The organism is Streptomyces sp. NBC_01235 (assembly GCF_035989285.1).
GTDB lineage: Bacteria > Actinomycetota > Actinomycetes > Streptomycetales > Streptomycetaceae > Streptomyces.
The window spans coordinates 889,693-904,027 of the sequence record NZ_CP108513.1; the positions used below are offsets into that span (position 1 = coordinate 889,693).

The following is a 14,335-nucleotide window of genomic DNA, read 5'->3' on the forward strand; positions in this document are numbered from 1 at the left end:
TCCGTGTCCTGCTGTCAGCCTCCGGTGTGGTTGCCCGCAAGGGAGGGGGCTCCGCCGTGCCCGTCTGTTCCCGGCGCGGCGGCCGGCTCCTGACGGGGGCCGACGACCTTGGGCGGTGCCGGGTGCTGGGGCATGCGCAGCAGGAGCGCTCCGACGGCTGCGGCGAGCAGAGTCAGCACGGCGGCGACGACCAGGCAGAGGTGCAGGCCGTCGAGGAAGGCCTCGGACAGCGCGCCCAGGACGCGGGGCGTGTCCGCGCCGAGGTCGAGCCCGCCGACGGCGCCGATGCCGCCTTGGTCGGCGACCGCCTTGATGTGCTGGACGGTCTGTCCGGTGAGGCCGGCGTCGGCGAGGTGACCCGGCAGGGCGTCGACGGCCTTGCCGGACAACAGGGTGCCGAGGACGGCGGGGCCGAGCGCGGCGCCGACCTGGCGGAAGGCGTTGTTGCCCGCGGCGGCCATGCCCGCCTGACGGAAGGACACCGAGCTGACCGCGGTGGCGGTCATCGGGGTGATCACGAAGGCCATTCCGAGGCCGAGCAGCGCCAGCCGCCAGGCCAGCGACCCGAAGGACGTGTGCACGCCGATGTCGGTGAGGGACAGCAGCGCTCCGGTGGCGACCAGCAGACCGCCCGGGATGAGCACCCGCGGCGAGACCCGGTGGACCAGTCGGCCGACGGGCGCGCCCAGCACCAGCGGGACCATGGACACCGTCAGCAGACGCCAGGCCGCGTCGAGCGTGGACAGCTGCTGGACCATGCCGAAGTAGAGGCTGAGGGCGAAGAAGAAGCCGATCAGCCCCAGGAAGCTGATCATCGCGATCAGGGTGGTGGCGGTGAACGCCGGGCTGCGGAACAGGGTGAGGTCCAGCATGGGGTCGGCGCTGGAGCGTTCCGCCAGGACGAACGCGACGGCGCCGACCGCCGCGGCCGACAGCGCCACCATGACCTTGACGTCGGAGAAGGACGTGGCGCCGCCTTCGATGATGCCGTAGACGAGGGCGGTGATCGTCAGGGCGGCGGTGATCTGGCCCGGCCAGTCCAGCCGGCGCGAACCCGGGGCACGGGAGTCGGTCAGCAGCTTCGCCGCGACGACCATCGCGAGGAGCGACGCGGGTACGGGCAGGAGGTAGATCCAGCGCCAGTCGAAGTGGTTCAGGATGGTGCCGGCGATGACCGGACCCAGGGCCAGGGCGGCGGTCAGCGAGGTGGCCCACAGACCGATGAACTTGCCGCGCTCACGCGGGTCGGGCACCGCGTGGCTGATCAGGGCGAGAGTGGTGGGCAGCAGCGCGGCCGAACCCAGTCCGGCCAGGGCCTGGCCGGCCCAGACCACCTGGACGTTCTGCGCGCAGAGCGCGACGAGGGCGCCGAGTCCGCTGAGGGCGAGGCCCGCCTGGAAGACCTTCTTGCGCCCGTGGACGTCGCCGAAGACGCCGGCGGTGAGGATGAGGGCCGCCATGGGCAGGACGAACGCGTCGGAGACCCAGGACAGCTGGGAGGTCGAGGCGCCGAGAGCCCGCTGGACGGCGGGCAGGCTCGCGGAGACGGTGGTCACCGGCAGGTAGGCGACGAACACACCGACGCAGGCCATGACGAGCGTGGCGGCCCGCCGTTCCTGCGGCATGTTCGCCGTGGTCGTGGCATTCACGGAAGACTCTCCCTTGCGGCGCCGCAGGGCGCTGGGCACCGGGCGCTGGGGTTGACTGACGGCGATCACCCTCGGCTCCACCGGTCGTCCGACTCCAGTCCGGCCCGCCGAAACCCGGACAACCGACATCCTGACCCGGATTTCCGTGGTTTTCCGACCTCGGCTCACCCCATGGACGGCGGGGCCGGCACGCCGCGCGGCCCCCGACGCGGAGAATTCGCTCGGCCAAGTACGGGGATTCACTTGGCCATTCGGTGACGAGCATGTGTGGATGTTGTAGTCGCCGGTCATTCGGTGACTGCCTATAAGCCTTTCAGTACTGATTCGATCCGCCGGTACTTCTGAAGCAGGCTTGCGACGATATCCGCGGTGCAGTAACTACGTGAGCCATGAACCTGTTCACCCGCGGCGCCTCCCTCCGGCGCTCGGCACCCCCCACCGCTCCGCAACGCCCCGTCGACTCCACCGCTTTCCCCTCCTCCGGTCTGCCGGATCCCGCCCTCGCGGCGCTGACCGGCGAGTGGATGATCGACCCGGCGCACAGCCGCATAGGCTTCTCCGTCCGGCACGCGTTGGTCACGACAGTGCGCGGCGCTTTCACCGAGTACGAGAGCCGGCTCTATTTCGACGGCCGTAACCCGGTCCGTTCGAGGGCCGAGATAGTGCTGTCCACCGCGAGCGTCGACACCGGCGTGGAACAGCGCGACGCCCACCTGGTCGGCCGTGACTTCCTGGATGCCGCGACCTATCCCCGTATGCGTTTCACCAGTACCGCGGTACAACTCGCGGGTCCCGACGTCTACCGCATGTCCGGCGATCTCACCATCAGGGAAACCACTCGCCCCGTAGTCCTGGAACTCACCTACATAGGACATGTCACCGACCCGTTCGGCTATGAACGGGCCGGCTTCGACGGCACCACCACCATCAATCGTTCCGAGTGGGGCCTGACGTACAACGCCCGACTGGCCGAGGGCGGCGCCATGGTGAGTGAGAAGGTGCGGCTCCAATTCGACATCGCCGCCATTCGCACCACCGCCGTCGGCTGACCGGCGGTTCGACGAGAAGTCGCTCTGGACACCGGGCATGGCGCTGGTCGCCGGACGGCTGACTCTCGGAAAACTGCGGCGCCCCCGTCCGATGTCCCTGCCTGTGCGGTCATGGTGCCGTCTCTGAGGAGCAGTTGAGCCGAGAACGACCGCACCCTGGCGCGTCTCGGCGGCGCCTGAGTGAACGTGGCCTTGCCAGAAGCTCGTTGCACGGCGGGCGGCGGGCCACGGAGGCGATTCCTGCCCCCGGTCTTCGCCGGTGGCCGCCCCGCCGTTGACGCGAGGTTTCGCAAGGGACCCGGGAGTTGTGCGCCGGGAGCGAATGCGGTCCCGTCCCGCCAGGCGTTCAAGGTCCTCCACGGCCAGGACGCGTGGCGGCCTCGGCGCTCCGGGTCACGACGTCCGCGTTTCGTAAGGAGCAGGCGTCCGTTATGTGTAGTTCGTCTCCGTAGGGTGAATTCCGTGACCACCCCGATCTCCTCCCCTGCCGTGGACGCCCTCCTCCCCTGCCTGGACGAGGCCGAGGCCCTGCCCTGGGTGCTCGCCAGGATCCCGGCCGGCCGGCGGGCCCTCGTCGTCGACAACGGCCCCACCGAAGGCTCCGCGGACATCGCCCTTGGGCTCGGCGCCACCGTCGTGCACGAGCCCCGCCGGGGCTTCGGCGCCGCCTGCCACGCCGGGTCGACCGCCGCAACCGCCGACATCGTCTGCTTCCGCGACTGCGACGCCTCCCTCGACCCGCCCTTGCTCGTCCGCTTCGTACGCCAAGTACGTTCCGGGGGAGCCGACTTGGTGCTCGGACGCCGTCGACCGCGCGGCCGGTCGACATGGCCCGCGCACGCCCGGGCCGGCAACCTCGCGCTCGCCCGGCCGCTGCGCCGCCGCACCGGACCACGACTGCACGACCTCGGTCCGCTGCGGGCCGCCCGCCGCGAGAGGCTGCTCGCCCTCGGCCTCACCGACCGGCGCGGCGGCCACCCCCTGCAGATGGTGGTGCGCGCCGCCGACGCGGGCTGGCGGATCGCCGAGCACGACGTCCCCCACCTGCCCCGCACCGGCGCCTCCAAGGTGACCGGCACCTGGCGCGGCACCTGGCAGGCCGTCCGGGACATGAGCCGGGTGCTCGCCGAACCCACCCCCGCCGCCGAAAACCTCACCGACGTCGAAGAGGGAGTGACCGCTCGATGACCACGCTGCTCGTCATCGCCAAGGAGCCGCGGCCGGGACGGGTGAAGACCCGGCTCACCCCGCCGTTCACTCCGGCGGAAGCCGCGGCCCTCGCCGAGGCTGCCCTCACCGACACGCTGCACGCGGTCGCGGCCGCTCCCGCCACCCGCCGGATCCTCGTCCTGGAGGGGACACCCGGACCCTGGCTCCCGCCGGGCTTCGACGTCGTACCCCAGTGCGACGGCGGCCTCGACGAGCGGCTGGCCGCGGCCTTCGCCGACTGCGACGGCCCGGCCCTGCTCATCGGGATGGACACGCCCCACGTCACACCGGAGCTGCTCACCGTGGACTTCACCGGATGCGACGCCTGGTTCGGGCCCGCCGAGGACGGCGGCTTCTGGGCCCTGGGGCTGGCCGAACCTGATCCGGAACTGCTGCGGGGAGTCCCGATGTCGACGGCTGTCACGGGGGCCGTGCAACGCGAGCGGCTCGTCGGTGCCGGACTGCGGGTGCGTGACCTGCCGTGGCTGCGGGACGTCGACACGGCCGCCGACGCCGAGGAGGTCGCGGCGGCGGCACCGCACGGCCTCTTCGCCTCGCGCCTCGCCGAGCTCATGGCGGTCGCGGGCCGATGAACCGAACGACACAGGTGATCGCACCCTCCGTCCTCGGAGAACTCGACCGCGCGGACCCGGCCCACGAGCCTGCCTGGGCCACCGCCGATCCCTACTCCCGCGCGCTGCACAGCGGCCGTGGACCGCTCTTCCTCCGCCGGGCCGACGGCCGGCTGCTGCCGCTGGAGGTGGAACGGTGGTGCGCCCGCGCAGATGCCGTGGACCTGGAGATACTGGGCCGATGCGAGGGCTCCGTACTCGACATCGGATGCGGCCCCGGGCGGCTGGTCGCCGAACTCGCGGAACAGGGACGGCGGGTCCTCGGCATCGACGTCAGCGAGGCAGCCGTCACCCGGACCATCGCGGTCGGCGGCCCCGCACTACGCCGGTCCGTCTTCGAGCCGCTGCCCGCCGAGGGCCGCTGGGGCAGCGGGCTCCTCGTCGACGGCAACGTCGGCATCGGTGGCGATCCACGCGCCCTGCTCGGCCGACTCGCCCAGGTTCTCGTACCGGGTGGGCTGTTGATAGCCGAAACCGTGCCGATGAACATCGACGAGCGCATCCGCGTCCACATCACCGACGCGCACGGCACCCGCGGCACGCCGTTCCCCTGGGCCCGGCTGGGCACGCCGGCCCTGCTGCGGTACGGGCTCCGCGCGGGCTGGCGTGCCGTCGATCAGTGGACCAGCGGCGGACGCTGCTTCGTCGTCCTGCGCAGCCGCAGCAGGAAGAGGAGCGCCGGACCGGCGAACGAAACGGCCGTGATCAGCAGCCAGCGGTCCGGGAACCCGTCCGCCGACAGACCGGTCACCCGCGGGTGCCGGCCTGCCACCTGACCGCTGATCAGCGGTAATCACACCAGAAGCAGCAGCGCCCTGACCGCCGGTCCACCACCACATAAGGCGGCAGCAGCACCAGATCGTGGCAGCAGCGGGGCGGCTCCCGACTGCCTGAGGCGGCTCTGCGAACTGGCCGCGAGGGCCTTCCGGTCCACCGGCATGCCGGTTCAGTACGTCTGGACACCGGCGACCGGCGCCCGCCCGGTCGCCGAGGCCCGAGCCGGTGCAGGCCGGCGACCGCCGGCCGCACCGCGTGGACGTGGGTCGGCAGTGCGCGTGGCTACGGCGGACATGTCGGCAAGGGGTGGGGTGGCAGGCGAGGTGGAGCCGGTCACCGGAAGTCCTTTCGGAAGAGCCGCTCTCGCAGAGGGACTTGTCGCGAGGTCCAGGAAGTCGAGCTCGGCCTGGTGCTGAACGCCGCCGTGCTGTGGACCACCCGCTACCTGGACGCCGCCGCCGATCAGCTGAGGGCCCTGCCCGCCGGCCAGCGCGAGCACGACGTCCTGGACGAGGACGTCACCCGCCTCTCCCCGCTGCGGCACGCCAACCTCAACGTGCTCGGCCGCTACGGCTTCCGCCCCTCCGTCCCGGCCGGCGGCAACCTGCGGCCTCTGCGCGACCCGGCGGAGGCGGCCGACGACGAAGACACCGACGAGTGACTACCGTCTCCGCCCGTACGCGGGGCACAGAGAGGAAGGTCTGACGGATGCGCCCTGGTTGCGCGGCCTGCTAGGCCTTCGGGGAGGATCGGTGCGGGTCTTGGCGGTAGCGGTCAGTCTGCGCTGAGCTGGTTCGGAACGCGGCCGGAGGCACGGAGTTCCTGTAGGTCGGGGATGTGGTTGTAGAGGGTGCCGGGGCTGACGCCGAGGAGCTTGGCGATCGAGGTGATCGAGTTCTCGGGGTTGGGGAGCAGGTCGCGGGCGGCGCGGATGATCTCGGGGGTGGCGACGGTGGGTCGGCCGCCGACACGGCCACGGGCGCGTGCGGCGTCCAGGCCTTCGCGGGTGCCGGAGACGATGGGCTCGCGGATGAACTCGGCGAGGGCGGCGAAGACGTGGAAGACGAGACGGCCGCCGGGGGTGGTGGTGTCCAGGCGTTCGTGCAGAGAGCAGAGAGCAGAAGCCGATCTCGCGGCGGCGGAGTTCGCCGACCATGTTGACCAGGTCCTTGAGGGACCGGCCGTAGCGGTCGAGCGCGGGGACGAGGCGGCATGCGCATGGCGGTGGCGGGTGAGGGGGTGCTGGCCTTTCTTCGCGCTGGTGGTTGTCTGAAATTGGTCCTGCAGTGATCGTCATGGCGAGGGGTGAGTGCCCCCGGTCAGTAGGCCAGTGCGGTCATGTGGTCGGGGTGGTGGGCGGCGACGTCGTGGGCGGCTTGGACGAAGGCGGCGACGGCTGCGGATCGCGAGGTCTCCGGCCAGGCGACCATGACCGCGCTGGGGCTGAGGCCGGTGACCGGCCGGTATGCGATGTCCGGGCGCTGGTGCCGCTTGGTGGTGGAGAGTGACAGGAACGCCACCGCCTGGCCCAGCGCGACCACCTCCAGGAGTTGCTCGACGCTGGCCACGAGCGGCCCCTCAGGAGTGTCGGCCGGCGCCAAGCCTGTGTGGCCATTGCCTGCTTCCGCTCCGTCGCATCCTGTGTAGTAGGCGGTGGCGGAGGGGGCGGCCCCCTTCCAGCGTGGGATCGGTTCGCCCTTGAGGTCGGTCAGCCGCAGTCGCCGGCGTCCGGCCAGGCGGTGCGCGGCGGGGAGAACGGCCAGTCGCGGCTCGACCACGAGCGTCTGGGAATCCAGCCCTTGACCGTCGAACGGGCTGCGCAGCAGCGCTACATCGGCACGGCCGTCCCGCAGCATGGCGATCGGCTCTCCGCTGCCGCCGACGACGACTTCAGGCGGCGGCAGATGCGAACCCGTTCCCCGGTAGGCGGCGAGGATCTCCTGCAGCAGCCCGGCATCGCCTCCCGGCTTGACCGCCACGACGAGCTGGGGTGTCGGCTGACCGGCCCGGCGTGCACGCCGGGCCGCCGCGTGCACCGCGTCGACCGCGATCCGGGCCTGGTCGAGCAGCACCTGACCGGCGGTGGTCAGCCTCACCTGCCGGGTGGTGCGCTCCAGCAGGCGTACCCCGAGCCGGGACTCCACCTGAGCGATCGCCTTCGACAGCGGGGGCTGCGCCATCCCCAGGCGTTGCGCGGCCCGGCTGAAGTTCAGTTCCTCGGCGACCGCGATGAAGTACCTCAGCTCCCGCACCTCTAGCTCACTCATATCTGTGGACTATAGATCCAGAGTCTTCCGGTCTTTCCCTGCCGCCCGTGGGTGAGGGGAGGCTGGGTGCCATGACGACTTCGCAGAAGACTGCTCTGATCACCGGGGCGAACAAGGGCATCGGCAAGGAAACGGCGCGCAGGCTCGCAGCCCTCGGCATCACCGTGCTGATCGGCGCCCGCAACGCCGAGCGTGGCGAGGCGGCGGCCGAGGAGCTTCGCGCGGGCGGCGCCGACGTACGGTTCGTTCCGCTGGACGTCACCGACGAGACCTCGGTCCAGGCCGCCGCCAAGCACATCGACGCCACGTTCGGCCGCCTCGACATCCTCGTCAACAACGCCGCGATCGCCGCCGGACCGCAAAAGCCGAGTGAAACCCCAGCCGCCACCGTCCGGCAGGTCTACGAGACCAACGTGTTCGGCGTCATCGTGGTGACCCACGCCATGCTCCCCCTGCTACGCCGCTCCGCCGCCGCACGCATCGTCAACATGTCCAGCGAACTCGGCTCCCTCACCCACCTGGCCGACCCGGGCAGCCCGTGGTCCGCCTACTCCTCGATTCTCCTCCCTTACTGCACCTCGAAGAGCGCGCTGAACGCGATCACCATGCTCTACGCCAATGAACTGCGCGCCGAAGGGATCCTGGTCAACGCGGTGAGTCCCGGCTACTGCGCGACCGACCTCAACCGCCACACCGGGATACGCACGGCGGAGGAGGGCGCGGCCGTCGCGGTTGACCTGGCGACTGTGGGCGAGGACGGCCCGACGGGCGCCTTTCTGGCCGAGGACGGGCCGATTCCCTGGTGAGACCATGCCGCGCCGTCTCCGCCCGAAGCCTGACGGGGGTGTTTTCAACCTCCGCAGTGACGATCACTGGCCTCTTGCGCGGCGCCCATCCCCACGGGCTTTACTGGTAGTTGGTGGGCGCACAAGCCAAGACGGGAACGAGGTGATCACTCATCTCGCGGAATCAGCGTCAAGGGCTGGGCCGCGAGTCGGCCGGCGGTTTCCATCGCGGTTGTGTGCTCGTCGTGTTCATGCAGCATGCGCATGACGGTGGCGGGTGAGGGGTGCCGGCCCTTTGTCGTGCCGGTGGTGATGACGAGACGTTTGGCGATGTCGCGCAGGCTCATCTCCTGCTCGCGCAGGTGGAGGGCCATGGACAGCATCGACTCGTCGGTGACGCCCGCGCCACCGATCGTCCTGCCGCGCTTGCGGGCGGACTCGTGGCCCTCCAGGGTGCGGTGAAACATGATTGCCGCAGGTGGACCGCCGTGCGGCCGGGTGTTTCACGAGCGACCACCTATGAAACAGCAGCGAAGCCCGCACCATGATCAATCTCAGCGCCAACCACGGTTCCATTGATCCCCGAGGCCGGATACACCAACGTCACCAAGACACCGGTGAAGGCCATCCGGGCTCCGAACTTGATGCGGTCCGAGATCTCACCGCAGATCAGTGCGGCGGTGAGGGCCGCGAAGAGGGCCTGGAAGGCGGCGAAGACCGAGAGCGGGATGACGGCCTTCGGGTCGTCCTTCGTGACACCGCTCATGTGCGGTCCAGGCGGAAGCGGGGACGGGGCTCGGCGCGGCCGGTGGCGAGGTCGGCGGCCATCGCGCCGATGAGCGGCGCGAACTTCGCGCCGTGTCCTGAGCACGGGGAGACGATGACGAGGGGGCCGTGGCGGTCCAGGACGAAGTCCTCGTCCGGGGTGGTGGTGTAGAGACAGGTCGTCTCGGCCACCGGGTCGGGCTCGAGCCCCGGGAGTCGGTCGCGCACGAAGCCGCTCACGCGTGTCCGCGACGACGGGTCGACGACGCCGTCACGAGTGCGGGCGGTGGTAGGGGTGCCGCGGTCGTGCTCGGCGACCTTGACCGCGGGGAACGGGCCGCCGTCGCTTCCCGACGGCTGGCCGTAGAGGTGCAGTTCCCCGTCCCAGATCAGGGTCGGCCACCGCACGGACGGGTCACGCTGCCGGAAGTGGAAGACCTGTTGCTGGGTCACCTCCAACGCCGGTAGCGCAACGGGCAGTTCGAGCTCGGGCAGCCAGGCGCCGGCCGCGATCACGACCGTGTCGGCAAGGATCTCGCGGCCGTCGTCGGTGCGCAGGAGCACCTTCTCGCCGCCCTGGACGTCGATGCCCGTGACACGCGCGCCGATGATCGCGTCCGCGCCGTGCTCGATCGCCCGCCGTACGCAGGCCGCGACGGTCTGGTCGGCGTCGACCACGCCCGCGTCCGGGTGGAACAGCACGGGTCCTGTGATGCGGATGTACGGCCAGCGCTCCGAAGCCTCTTCCGGGCCGAGGAGTTCGTGGGGCACTCCGGCCGCGTCGAGGAGGGCGGCGATCGCCTTCGTATCGCGGTCCTCGCCCATGTCGAGGCCACCGGTCGTGCGCAGCAACGGGGTTGAGCTGTCCTCCTCCAGTTCCCGCCACTGCTCGTACGCCTGCCCGGTCAGCCGCACGTAGAAGGGGTCGGCGTACGCCCGCCGGAAGATCCGCGAGCTGCCGTGCGAACTGCCGTGCCGGTGGCCGATGTCGTACGCCTCGACGAGCGTGACCTCGTGGCCGTGACGGGCGAGTTGCCAGGCGGTGGCCGCGCCCATCAGCCCGGCACCTACGACGGCGATCACAGACCCTCCCAGGGGATCCGGTTCGTACCCGCGGGCGGAACGCGGGCCATGGCGGCGGACTCGATCGTAAGGGCGACCAGGTCCTCGGGCTCCAGGTGCAGGAGGTGGACTTCGCCACAGGCGCGGGCGAGGGTCTGGGCCTCCATCGTCATCACGCGGAGGTGGTTCGCGAGCCGGCGACGGTCCTCCACGGGGCCGAGACGGGCGGACAGTCCCACGCTGGATGGCGTGGACGGTGGCGCGGTCGAAAGGCGGCCGACTCGTGCAGGACGTGGGATGCGGGTTCCATGACGTCGAACTCCCTCAGTACGCTGCCGTGTTGTCGACGTCGAGGTGGTACAGCTCCCGGGCGGAGCCGTAGCGACTGAACGCGGCCGAGCCCTCGTCGCGCTCCGCCGCCTTCAGCAAGTCGGACAACTCCAAGCTGGAGGCGCACTACCGCACGCTCGTGGACCAACTGGCCCACGCACGCCTGGTCCGTACCTCGCTCGCCCAGCCCGGCCGTCTGGGCGAATCCGACCACGAGCACCACCGCGTCCTCGACCTCATCCGCACAGCCCGCCAGGCACCAACCCGGCTCACTCGCCGGTATCGATGGCAGGTGCGTTCGATGATCCGGGTGTGGAGGAACGCGGCAGGCAGTGACTACGGCGTCCCGTCCACGAAGGTCAGCCGCTCACCGCCCGCAGCGCTCCTGGCCTGCGGCCGTTGAGACGGTCGAGCGCGGTGGCCGTCGCTTCGTCGGCCGGGATGTGCACCACCAGGCGCCGGCCTTCGTCCGGGAGTGCGAGCGTCTCGTACGACAGGCGCAGGCGGCCCGCCTCGGGGTGTTCCACGAGCTCGGTCCCGAACCGGGCGGGCGTGACCGGAATAGCGGCGAGCCGGTCGCTGAACGGTGCCCCCGCCGCTGTCAGCTCCTCGGCCAGGGCGGCCACACGAGGGTCGTGCAGCGAGGTCTCGTTACGCAGATGAGCAACCTGCTCGTCGGCCAGCCTGTCCCATCCGGGGTACACCGCGCGGGCCCGGGCATCGGTGAACAGGTACCGCACCATGTTGGGCGGGTCGCCGTCGAGCAGGCCGAGCGGTCGGGCGTACCGCTCGTAGCCCTGCGTGCAGGCCACGATGTCACCCATCCAGTTGAGCAGCACGGCCGGTGCGGGCTCCAGGCGGTCGAGGAGCGCCCGGAGGGTGGGCCGGACCGTGCGCACTGGCGGTGCGGTGACCGACTGGCACAGCGCCTTGTCCGCGCCGTGTTCCGTGGCCAGCCGGTGCAAGAGGAGACGGTCCGCCGTCGGCAGGTGAAGGGCCTCGCCGATTGCGGCGAGGACCTTGATCGAAGGGTTGCGGTCGCGGCCCTGTTCGAGCCGGGTGAGGTACTCGACGCTGATGTCGGCAAGGGTGGCCAGCTCGGCCCGGCGCAGCCCCGGCGTGCGGCGGCGGGGGCCCGTGGGCAGGCCCACCTCGGCGGGGGTGACGGCTTCACGGCGGATGCGCAGGAACGTGCCCAACTCGTTGTCGTTCACCTGTCGAACCGTACAACGCGTGCCGTCGCGGAGGATGGCCCTGCCACTACCACTCTTCGCCCGGCCTCCCTCCCCCGCCGCGGGACTCGCACGATGGAGCCATGAACATTGACGACTCCGCGAACACCCCTGTCATGACCGTCGCCGCGCTGCCCCTCTCCCCCGGCGACTGGGAACTCGACCCCCTTCACTCTGCGGTCAACTTCACCATCCGCCACCTCGGGATCGCCAAAGTGCGCGGCCGGTTCACCGAGTTCAGGACCGGGCTGTACGTCGGCGAGACGCCCGACGACGTGCGGGTGACCGCCGACATCGCTCTTGCCTCCATCGACACCGGGAACTCCGACCGCGACGCGCACACCCGCTCGGCCGAGCTGCTCGACGTGGAGAAGCGGCCGACGATGACGTTCCGCTCGACGCGGGTGTCCGGAGAGGGCGAGGACTGGACGATTGCGGGGGACCTGACCATCGGGGACGTGACCCGCCCGGTCACGCTTGCCGTCGATTTCGGCGGGGTGGTGGACTCCCCTCTGGACCAGAGGAAGCACGCCGGGTTCGAGGCGACGGGGGAGATCCGGCGCAGTGACTTCGGGCTGGACTTCGGGGCCGGGCTCCTCGGTGATGTCGTCAAACTTCACCTGGACATGCAGTACGTCGGACCGCAGGGCCAGGACGGCTGATCAAGGAAAGGTGCGGCGCCCCGCGGGGCGCCGCACCCGCCTCGGCGCAGTGGCGACCAGCTCTTCCTTGGTGGGGAGGCGGCGGAAAACACTGGCGATGCCCACGCCCGCCTCTCGGGCCACGGAGGCCATGGAGGCGCCCTCGCCGTCGCGCGCGAACACCCTGCGTTCGGCGGCGATGGCCGTTCCCCCCGCCACCCACGGCCGGCCGAGGAGTTCAGCCCCGGGGCCGGTCACGCCGTAACGGGGCCGGGCCGCTGCTCTCCCGCACGATCAGCTCCGGCTCGGCCCACAGGGGCAGGGCCGGGGCGGTATCGGGCTCGAGGAGCCGGTGGAGCAGGCCGAAACAGCCCCGGCCGAGGCCTTCGAAGTCGAGGCGGACGGTGGTCAGTGCGGGGTGTGCGTAAGCGGAATGGGGGGCGTCGTCGAAGCCCACCACGCTCAGGTCGCCCGGCACGTCACGGCCCGCCTCCCTGGCTGCGCGGAGTACGCCGAGTGCCAGGTCGTCGTTGCCGCAGAGCACGGCCGTGACCGACGGGTCGGCCAGCAGCGAGCGGGCGATGAGGTAGCCGGAGCGCGGGCTCCAGCCGGCGTCGAGCGGTTCCGGCAGGGGCTTTCCGGCCGCCCGCAGGGCGTCGCGCCAGCCTTCGGTGCGCTGGCCGATGCGGGTGGTGGAGGATGGGATCGCCAGGTAGTGCACGGTCTCGTGGCCGAGGCCGATGAGATAGCGGGTGGCCTGAGCTGCGGCCGCCCGGTCGTCCAGCCAGAGCTGGGGCCGGTCGCCTGCGCTGCCGTCCTCGGGCCGTTCCACCGCCGCCGCTGCCGGGAACCCGGTCGGCAGTGCCTGCCATGCCCGTACACCCGCCGCGTCGAAGGCGATCACCAGCACCGCCTCCCCCGGCCGGCTGACCCGGGCCGCGACATCCGCGGGCTGCTGGGCCGAGCCGGTGTCGAGCACGCTGATCCCGACCGCGAAGTCAGCCGCCCTGGCCGCCTCCTCGATGCCCTTCAGGGTCGCCGAGGCACCGTACAAGGAGGTGTCGGAGGTCAGCACGGTCACCGAGCGCACCGCACCGCCGGCCAGTGCCCGGGCCATCCGGTTGGGCGTATAGCCCATCTCGGCGATGACGTCGAGGACCCGGGCCCGGGTCGACTCCTTGACCCTGGGGTGGCCGTTGACGACCCGGGAGACGGTCTGGTGGGACACGCCCGCCGCCTTGGCGACGTCCCGGATGCTGACGGCCTTCGGAGCCTGCGGACCCCCGCCGGAGCGGGGGGCGGGGGTCGCTTCCTGCATGGTGGGGACGGCTCCTTGTCGGTACTGGCTGGGCGGTGACGGCGGCGTTGACCAGGTGTTCCCCTTGTCCGCGGCCCTGTGCGTGGACGACGAGACGGTCAGCGGGTAGCCGGTCGTCGTGCTTGGAGAAGGCGCGGACGTCCACTCCCCGCTTCTTCCGCTGGGCCACGAAGTAACCGTTCAGAGTCGGGATCGACGGCCATACCGTACCCGCAGCGGCGATGATCTCCTTCGACAACTCGGAGCCGAGCCGCTCGACCAGTCCTCCTGCCTCCTCCGGGCGCCTGCTCTCGGAGTGCAACCGCATTGCTGAGACTCCGTTGTCCACAGGCTCGAGGCCACCGTCGGGGCGTCCTGGACGCTTCCCGACCGCCCTCGCCTGACGGGACGCCAAGAGAAAAGTTCCACGCGGAGTATTGCGAGGGCCAAATGTTACCGTTCACACTACTCCCTGCGTCACTGACGCGTTAACGCCCGATGTCGGGGGCGTGCAGGGGTCCACGCAGAGGGGTCCGCCTCGTAGCCACCCCTGATACAAGCCCTGTTGAACCTTCTCTGTCACACCATTTGTCGCCGAGTCCTACGGAGCCCAAAAAATGTGAACGGTAACATTTCCCGG

Annotated in this window: 17 protein-coding genes; 7 read left to right on the top strand and 10 right to left on the bottom strand. The window is 70.9% G+C overall.

Going from position 1 to position 14,335, the window contains the following annotated elements:
• Positions 1-14 precede the first annotated feature (14 nt).
• A complete protein-coding gene (locus OG289_RS04045; RefSeq protein ID WP_327320581.1) occupies positions 15-1,625 on the bottom strand; it encodes an MFS transporter in 1,611 nt (536 codons plus the stop codon).
• A gap of 413 nt (positions 1,626-2,038) precedes the next feature.
• Between OG289_RS04045 and OG289_RS04050 the strand changes: the two genes are divergently transcribed.
• From OG289_RS04050 to OG289_RS04070, 5 genes are all read left to right on the top strand, one after another.
• Positions 2,039-2,698: a YceI family protein gene (locus OG289_RS04050; RefSeq protein WP_327312611.1), complete on the top strand. Its 660-nt coding sequence runs from the start codon at positions 2,039-2,041 to the stop codon at positions 2,696-2,698.
• 453 nt (positions 2,699-3,151) lie between these two features.
• On the top strand, positions 3,152-3,886 hold the full coding sequence (locus tag OG289_RS04055; RefSeq protein WP_327312612.1) for a glycosyltransferase family 2 protein: 735 nt from the start codon (positions 3,152-3,154) through the stop codon (positions 3,884-3,886).
• A complete protein-coding gene (locus OG289_RS04060; RefSeq protein ID WP_327312613.1) occupies positions 3,883-4,500 on the top strand; it encodes a TIGR04282 family arsenosugar biosynthesis glycosyltransferase in 618 nt (205 codons plus the stop codon). Before OG289_RS04055 ends, OG289_RS04060 begins: the two co-directional genes overlap by 4 nt.
• Entirely contained in the window at positions 4,497-5,315 is an 819-nt protein-coding gene (locus OG289_RS04065) for a class I SAM-dependent methyltransferase (protein ID WP_327312614.1), read from the top strand. The genes OG289_RS04060 and OG289_RS04065 overlap by 4 nt, the downstream gene beginning before the upstream one ends.
• 179 nt (positions 5,316-5,494) lie before the next feature.
• Positions 5,495-5,977, top strand: coding sequence for a Tn3 family transposase (locus OG289_RS04070; RefSeq protein ID WP_327320582.1), 483 nt, complete (start codon positions 5,495-5,497; stop codon positions 5,975-5,977).
• A gap of 113 nt (positions 5,978-6,090) precedes the next feature.
• Here OG289_RS04070 and OG289_RS04075 read toward each other — a convergent pair whose 3' ends face one another.
• Entirely contained in the window at positions 6,091-6,603 is a 513-nt protein-coding gene (locus OG289_RS04075; protein ID WP_442819063.1) for a recombinase family protein, read from the bottom strand.
• A gap of 32 nt (positions 6,604-6,635) precedes the next feature.
• Positions 6,636-7,583, bottom strand: coding sequence for a LysR family transcriptional regulator (locus tag OG289_RS04080; RefSeq protein ID WP_327312615.1), 948 nt, complete (start codon positions 7,581-7,583; stop codon positions 6,636-6,638).
• Positions 7,584-7,654: 71 nt separating this feature from the next.
• Here OG289_RS04080 and OG289_RS04085 point away from each other — a divergent pair, with 71 nt between their 5' ends.
• A complete protein-coding gene (locus tag OG289_RS04085; RefSeq protein ID WP_327312616.1) occupies positions 7,655-8,389 on the top strand; it encodes an SDR family oxidoreductase in 735 nt (244 codons plus the stop codon).
• Between the two features lie 146 nt (positions 8,390-8,535).
• Here the strand turns inward: OG289_RS04085 and OG289_RS04090 are convergent, their stop codons facing one another.
• The 5 genes from OG289_RS04090 to OG289_RS04110 form a co-directional block, all read right to left on the bottom strand.
• Positions 8,536-8,835 carry a hypothetical protein gene (locus tag OG289_RS04090; protein WP_327312617.1) on the bottom strand — a complete coding sequence of 100 codons (300 nt, stop codon included), beginning with the start codon at positions 8,833-8,835 and terminating at the stop codon, positions 8,536-8,538.
• Positions 8,836-8,885: 50 nt separating this feature from the next.
• A complete protein-coding gene (locus OG289_RS04095; protein ID WP_327312618.1) occupies positions 8,886-9,134 on the bottom strand; it encodes a hypothetical protein in 249 nt (82 codons plus the stop codon).
• Complete coding sequence (locus OG289_RS04100; protein WP_327312619.1) at positions 9,131-10,216, bottom strand: FAD-dependent oxidoreductase; 1,086 nt, start codon at positions 10,214-10,216, stop codon at positions 9,131-9,133. Before OG289_RS04100 ends, OG289_RS04095 begins: the two co-directional genes overlap by 4 nt.
• Positions 10,213-10,434 carry a hypothetical protein gene (locus tag OG289_RS04105; RefSeq protein WP_327312620.1) on the bottom strand — a complete coding sequence of 74 codons (222 nt, stop codon included), beginning with the start codon at positions 10,432-10,434 and terminating at the stop codon, positions 10,213-10,215. Before OG289_RS04105 ends, OG289_RS04100 begins: the two co-directional genes overlap by 4 nt.
• 450 nt (positions 10,435-10,884) lie before the next feature.
• Entirely contained in the window at positions 10,885-11,739 is an 855-nt protein-coding gene (locus OG289_RS04110; RefSeq protein ID WP_327312621.1) for a helix-turn-helix domain-containing protein, read from the bottom strand.
• Positions 11,740-11,840: 101 nt separating this feature from the next.
• Here OG289_RS04110 and OG289_RS04115 point away from each other — a divergent pair, with 101 nt between their 5' ends.
• Positions 11,841-12,419 carry a YceI family protein gene (locus OG289_RS04115; protein WP_327312622.1) on the top strand — a complete coding sequence of 193 codons (579 nt, stop codon included), beginning with the start codon at positions 11,841-11,843 and terminating at the stop codon, positions 12,417-12,419.
• Here the strand turns inward: OG289_RS04115 and OG289_RS04120 are convergent, their stop codons facing one another.
• Together OG289_RS04120 and OG289_RS04125 are read right to left on the bottom strand one after the other, a co-directional pair.
• Positions 12,420-12,656: a helix-turn-helix domain-containing protein gene (locus tag OG289_RS04120; RefSeq protein WP_327312623.1), complete on the bottom strand. Its 237-nt coding sequence runs from the start codon at positions 12,654-12,656 to the stop codon at positions 12,420-12,422.
• Positions 12,637-13,716 (bottom strand): LacI family DNA-binding transcriptional regulator, encoded by a 1,080-nt coding sequence (locus OG289_RS04125; RefSeq protein ID WP_327312624.1) that lies wholly within the window; start codon positions 13,714-13,716, stop codon positions 12,637-12,639. The genes OG289_RS04120 and OG289_RS04125 overlap by 20 nt, the downstream gene beginning before the upstream one ends.
• Positions 13,717-14,335 lie beyond the last annotated feature (619 nt).

Excerpts from the sequence above, each read along its gene's own strand:
- OG289_RS04125 (WP_327312624.1), bottom strand. The coding sequence starts at position 13,716 with ATGCAGGAAGCGACCCCCGCCCCCCGCTCCGGCGGGGGTCCGCAGGCT.
- OG289_RS04090 (WP_327312617.1), bottom strand. The coding sequence starts at position 8,835 with ATGTTTCACCGCACCCTGGAGGGCCACGAGTCCGCCCGCAAGCGCGGC.
- OG289_RS04060 (WP_327312613.1), top strand. The coding sequence starts at position 3,883 with ATGACCACGCTGCTCGTCATCGCCAAGGAGCCGCGGCCGGGACGGGTG.
- OG289_RS04095 (WP_327312618.1), bottom strand. The coding sequence starts at position 9,134 with ATGAGCGGTGTCACGAAGGACGACCCGAAGGCCGTCATCCCGCTCTCG.
- OG289_RS04115 (WP_327312622.1), top strand. The coding sequence starts at position 11,841 with ATGAACATTGACGACTCCGCGAACACCCCTGTCATGACCGTCGCCGCG.
- OG289_RS04080 (WP_327312615.1), bottom strand. The coding sequence starts at position 7,583 with ATGAGTGAGCTAGAGGTGCGGGAGCTGAGGTACTTCATCGCGGTCGCC.
- OG289_RS04065 (WP_327312614.1), top strand. The coding sequence starts at position 4,497 with ATGAACCGAACGACACAGGTGATCGCACCCTCCGTCCTCGGAGAACTC.
- OG289_RS04085 (WP_327312616.1), top strand. The coding sequence starts at position 7,655 with ATGACGACTTCGCAGAAGACTGCTCTGATCACCGGGGCGAACAAGGGC.
- OG289_RS04050 (WP_327312611.1), top strand. The coding sequence starts at position 2,039 with ATGAACCTGTTCACCCGCGGCGCCTCCCTCCGGCGCTCGGCACCCCCC.
- OG289_RS04045 (WP_327320581.1), bottom strand. The coding sequence starts at position 1,625 with ATGCCGCAGGAACGGCGGGCCGCCACGCTCGTCATGGCCTGCGTCGGT.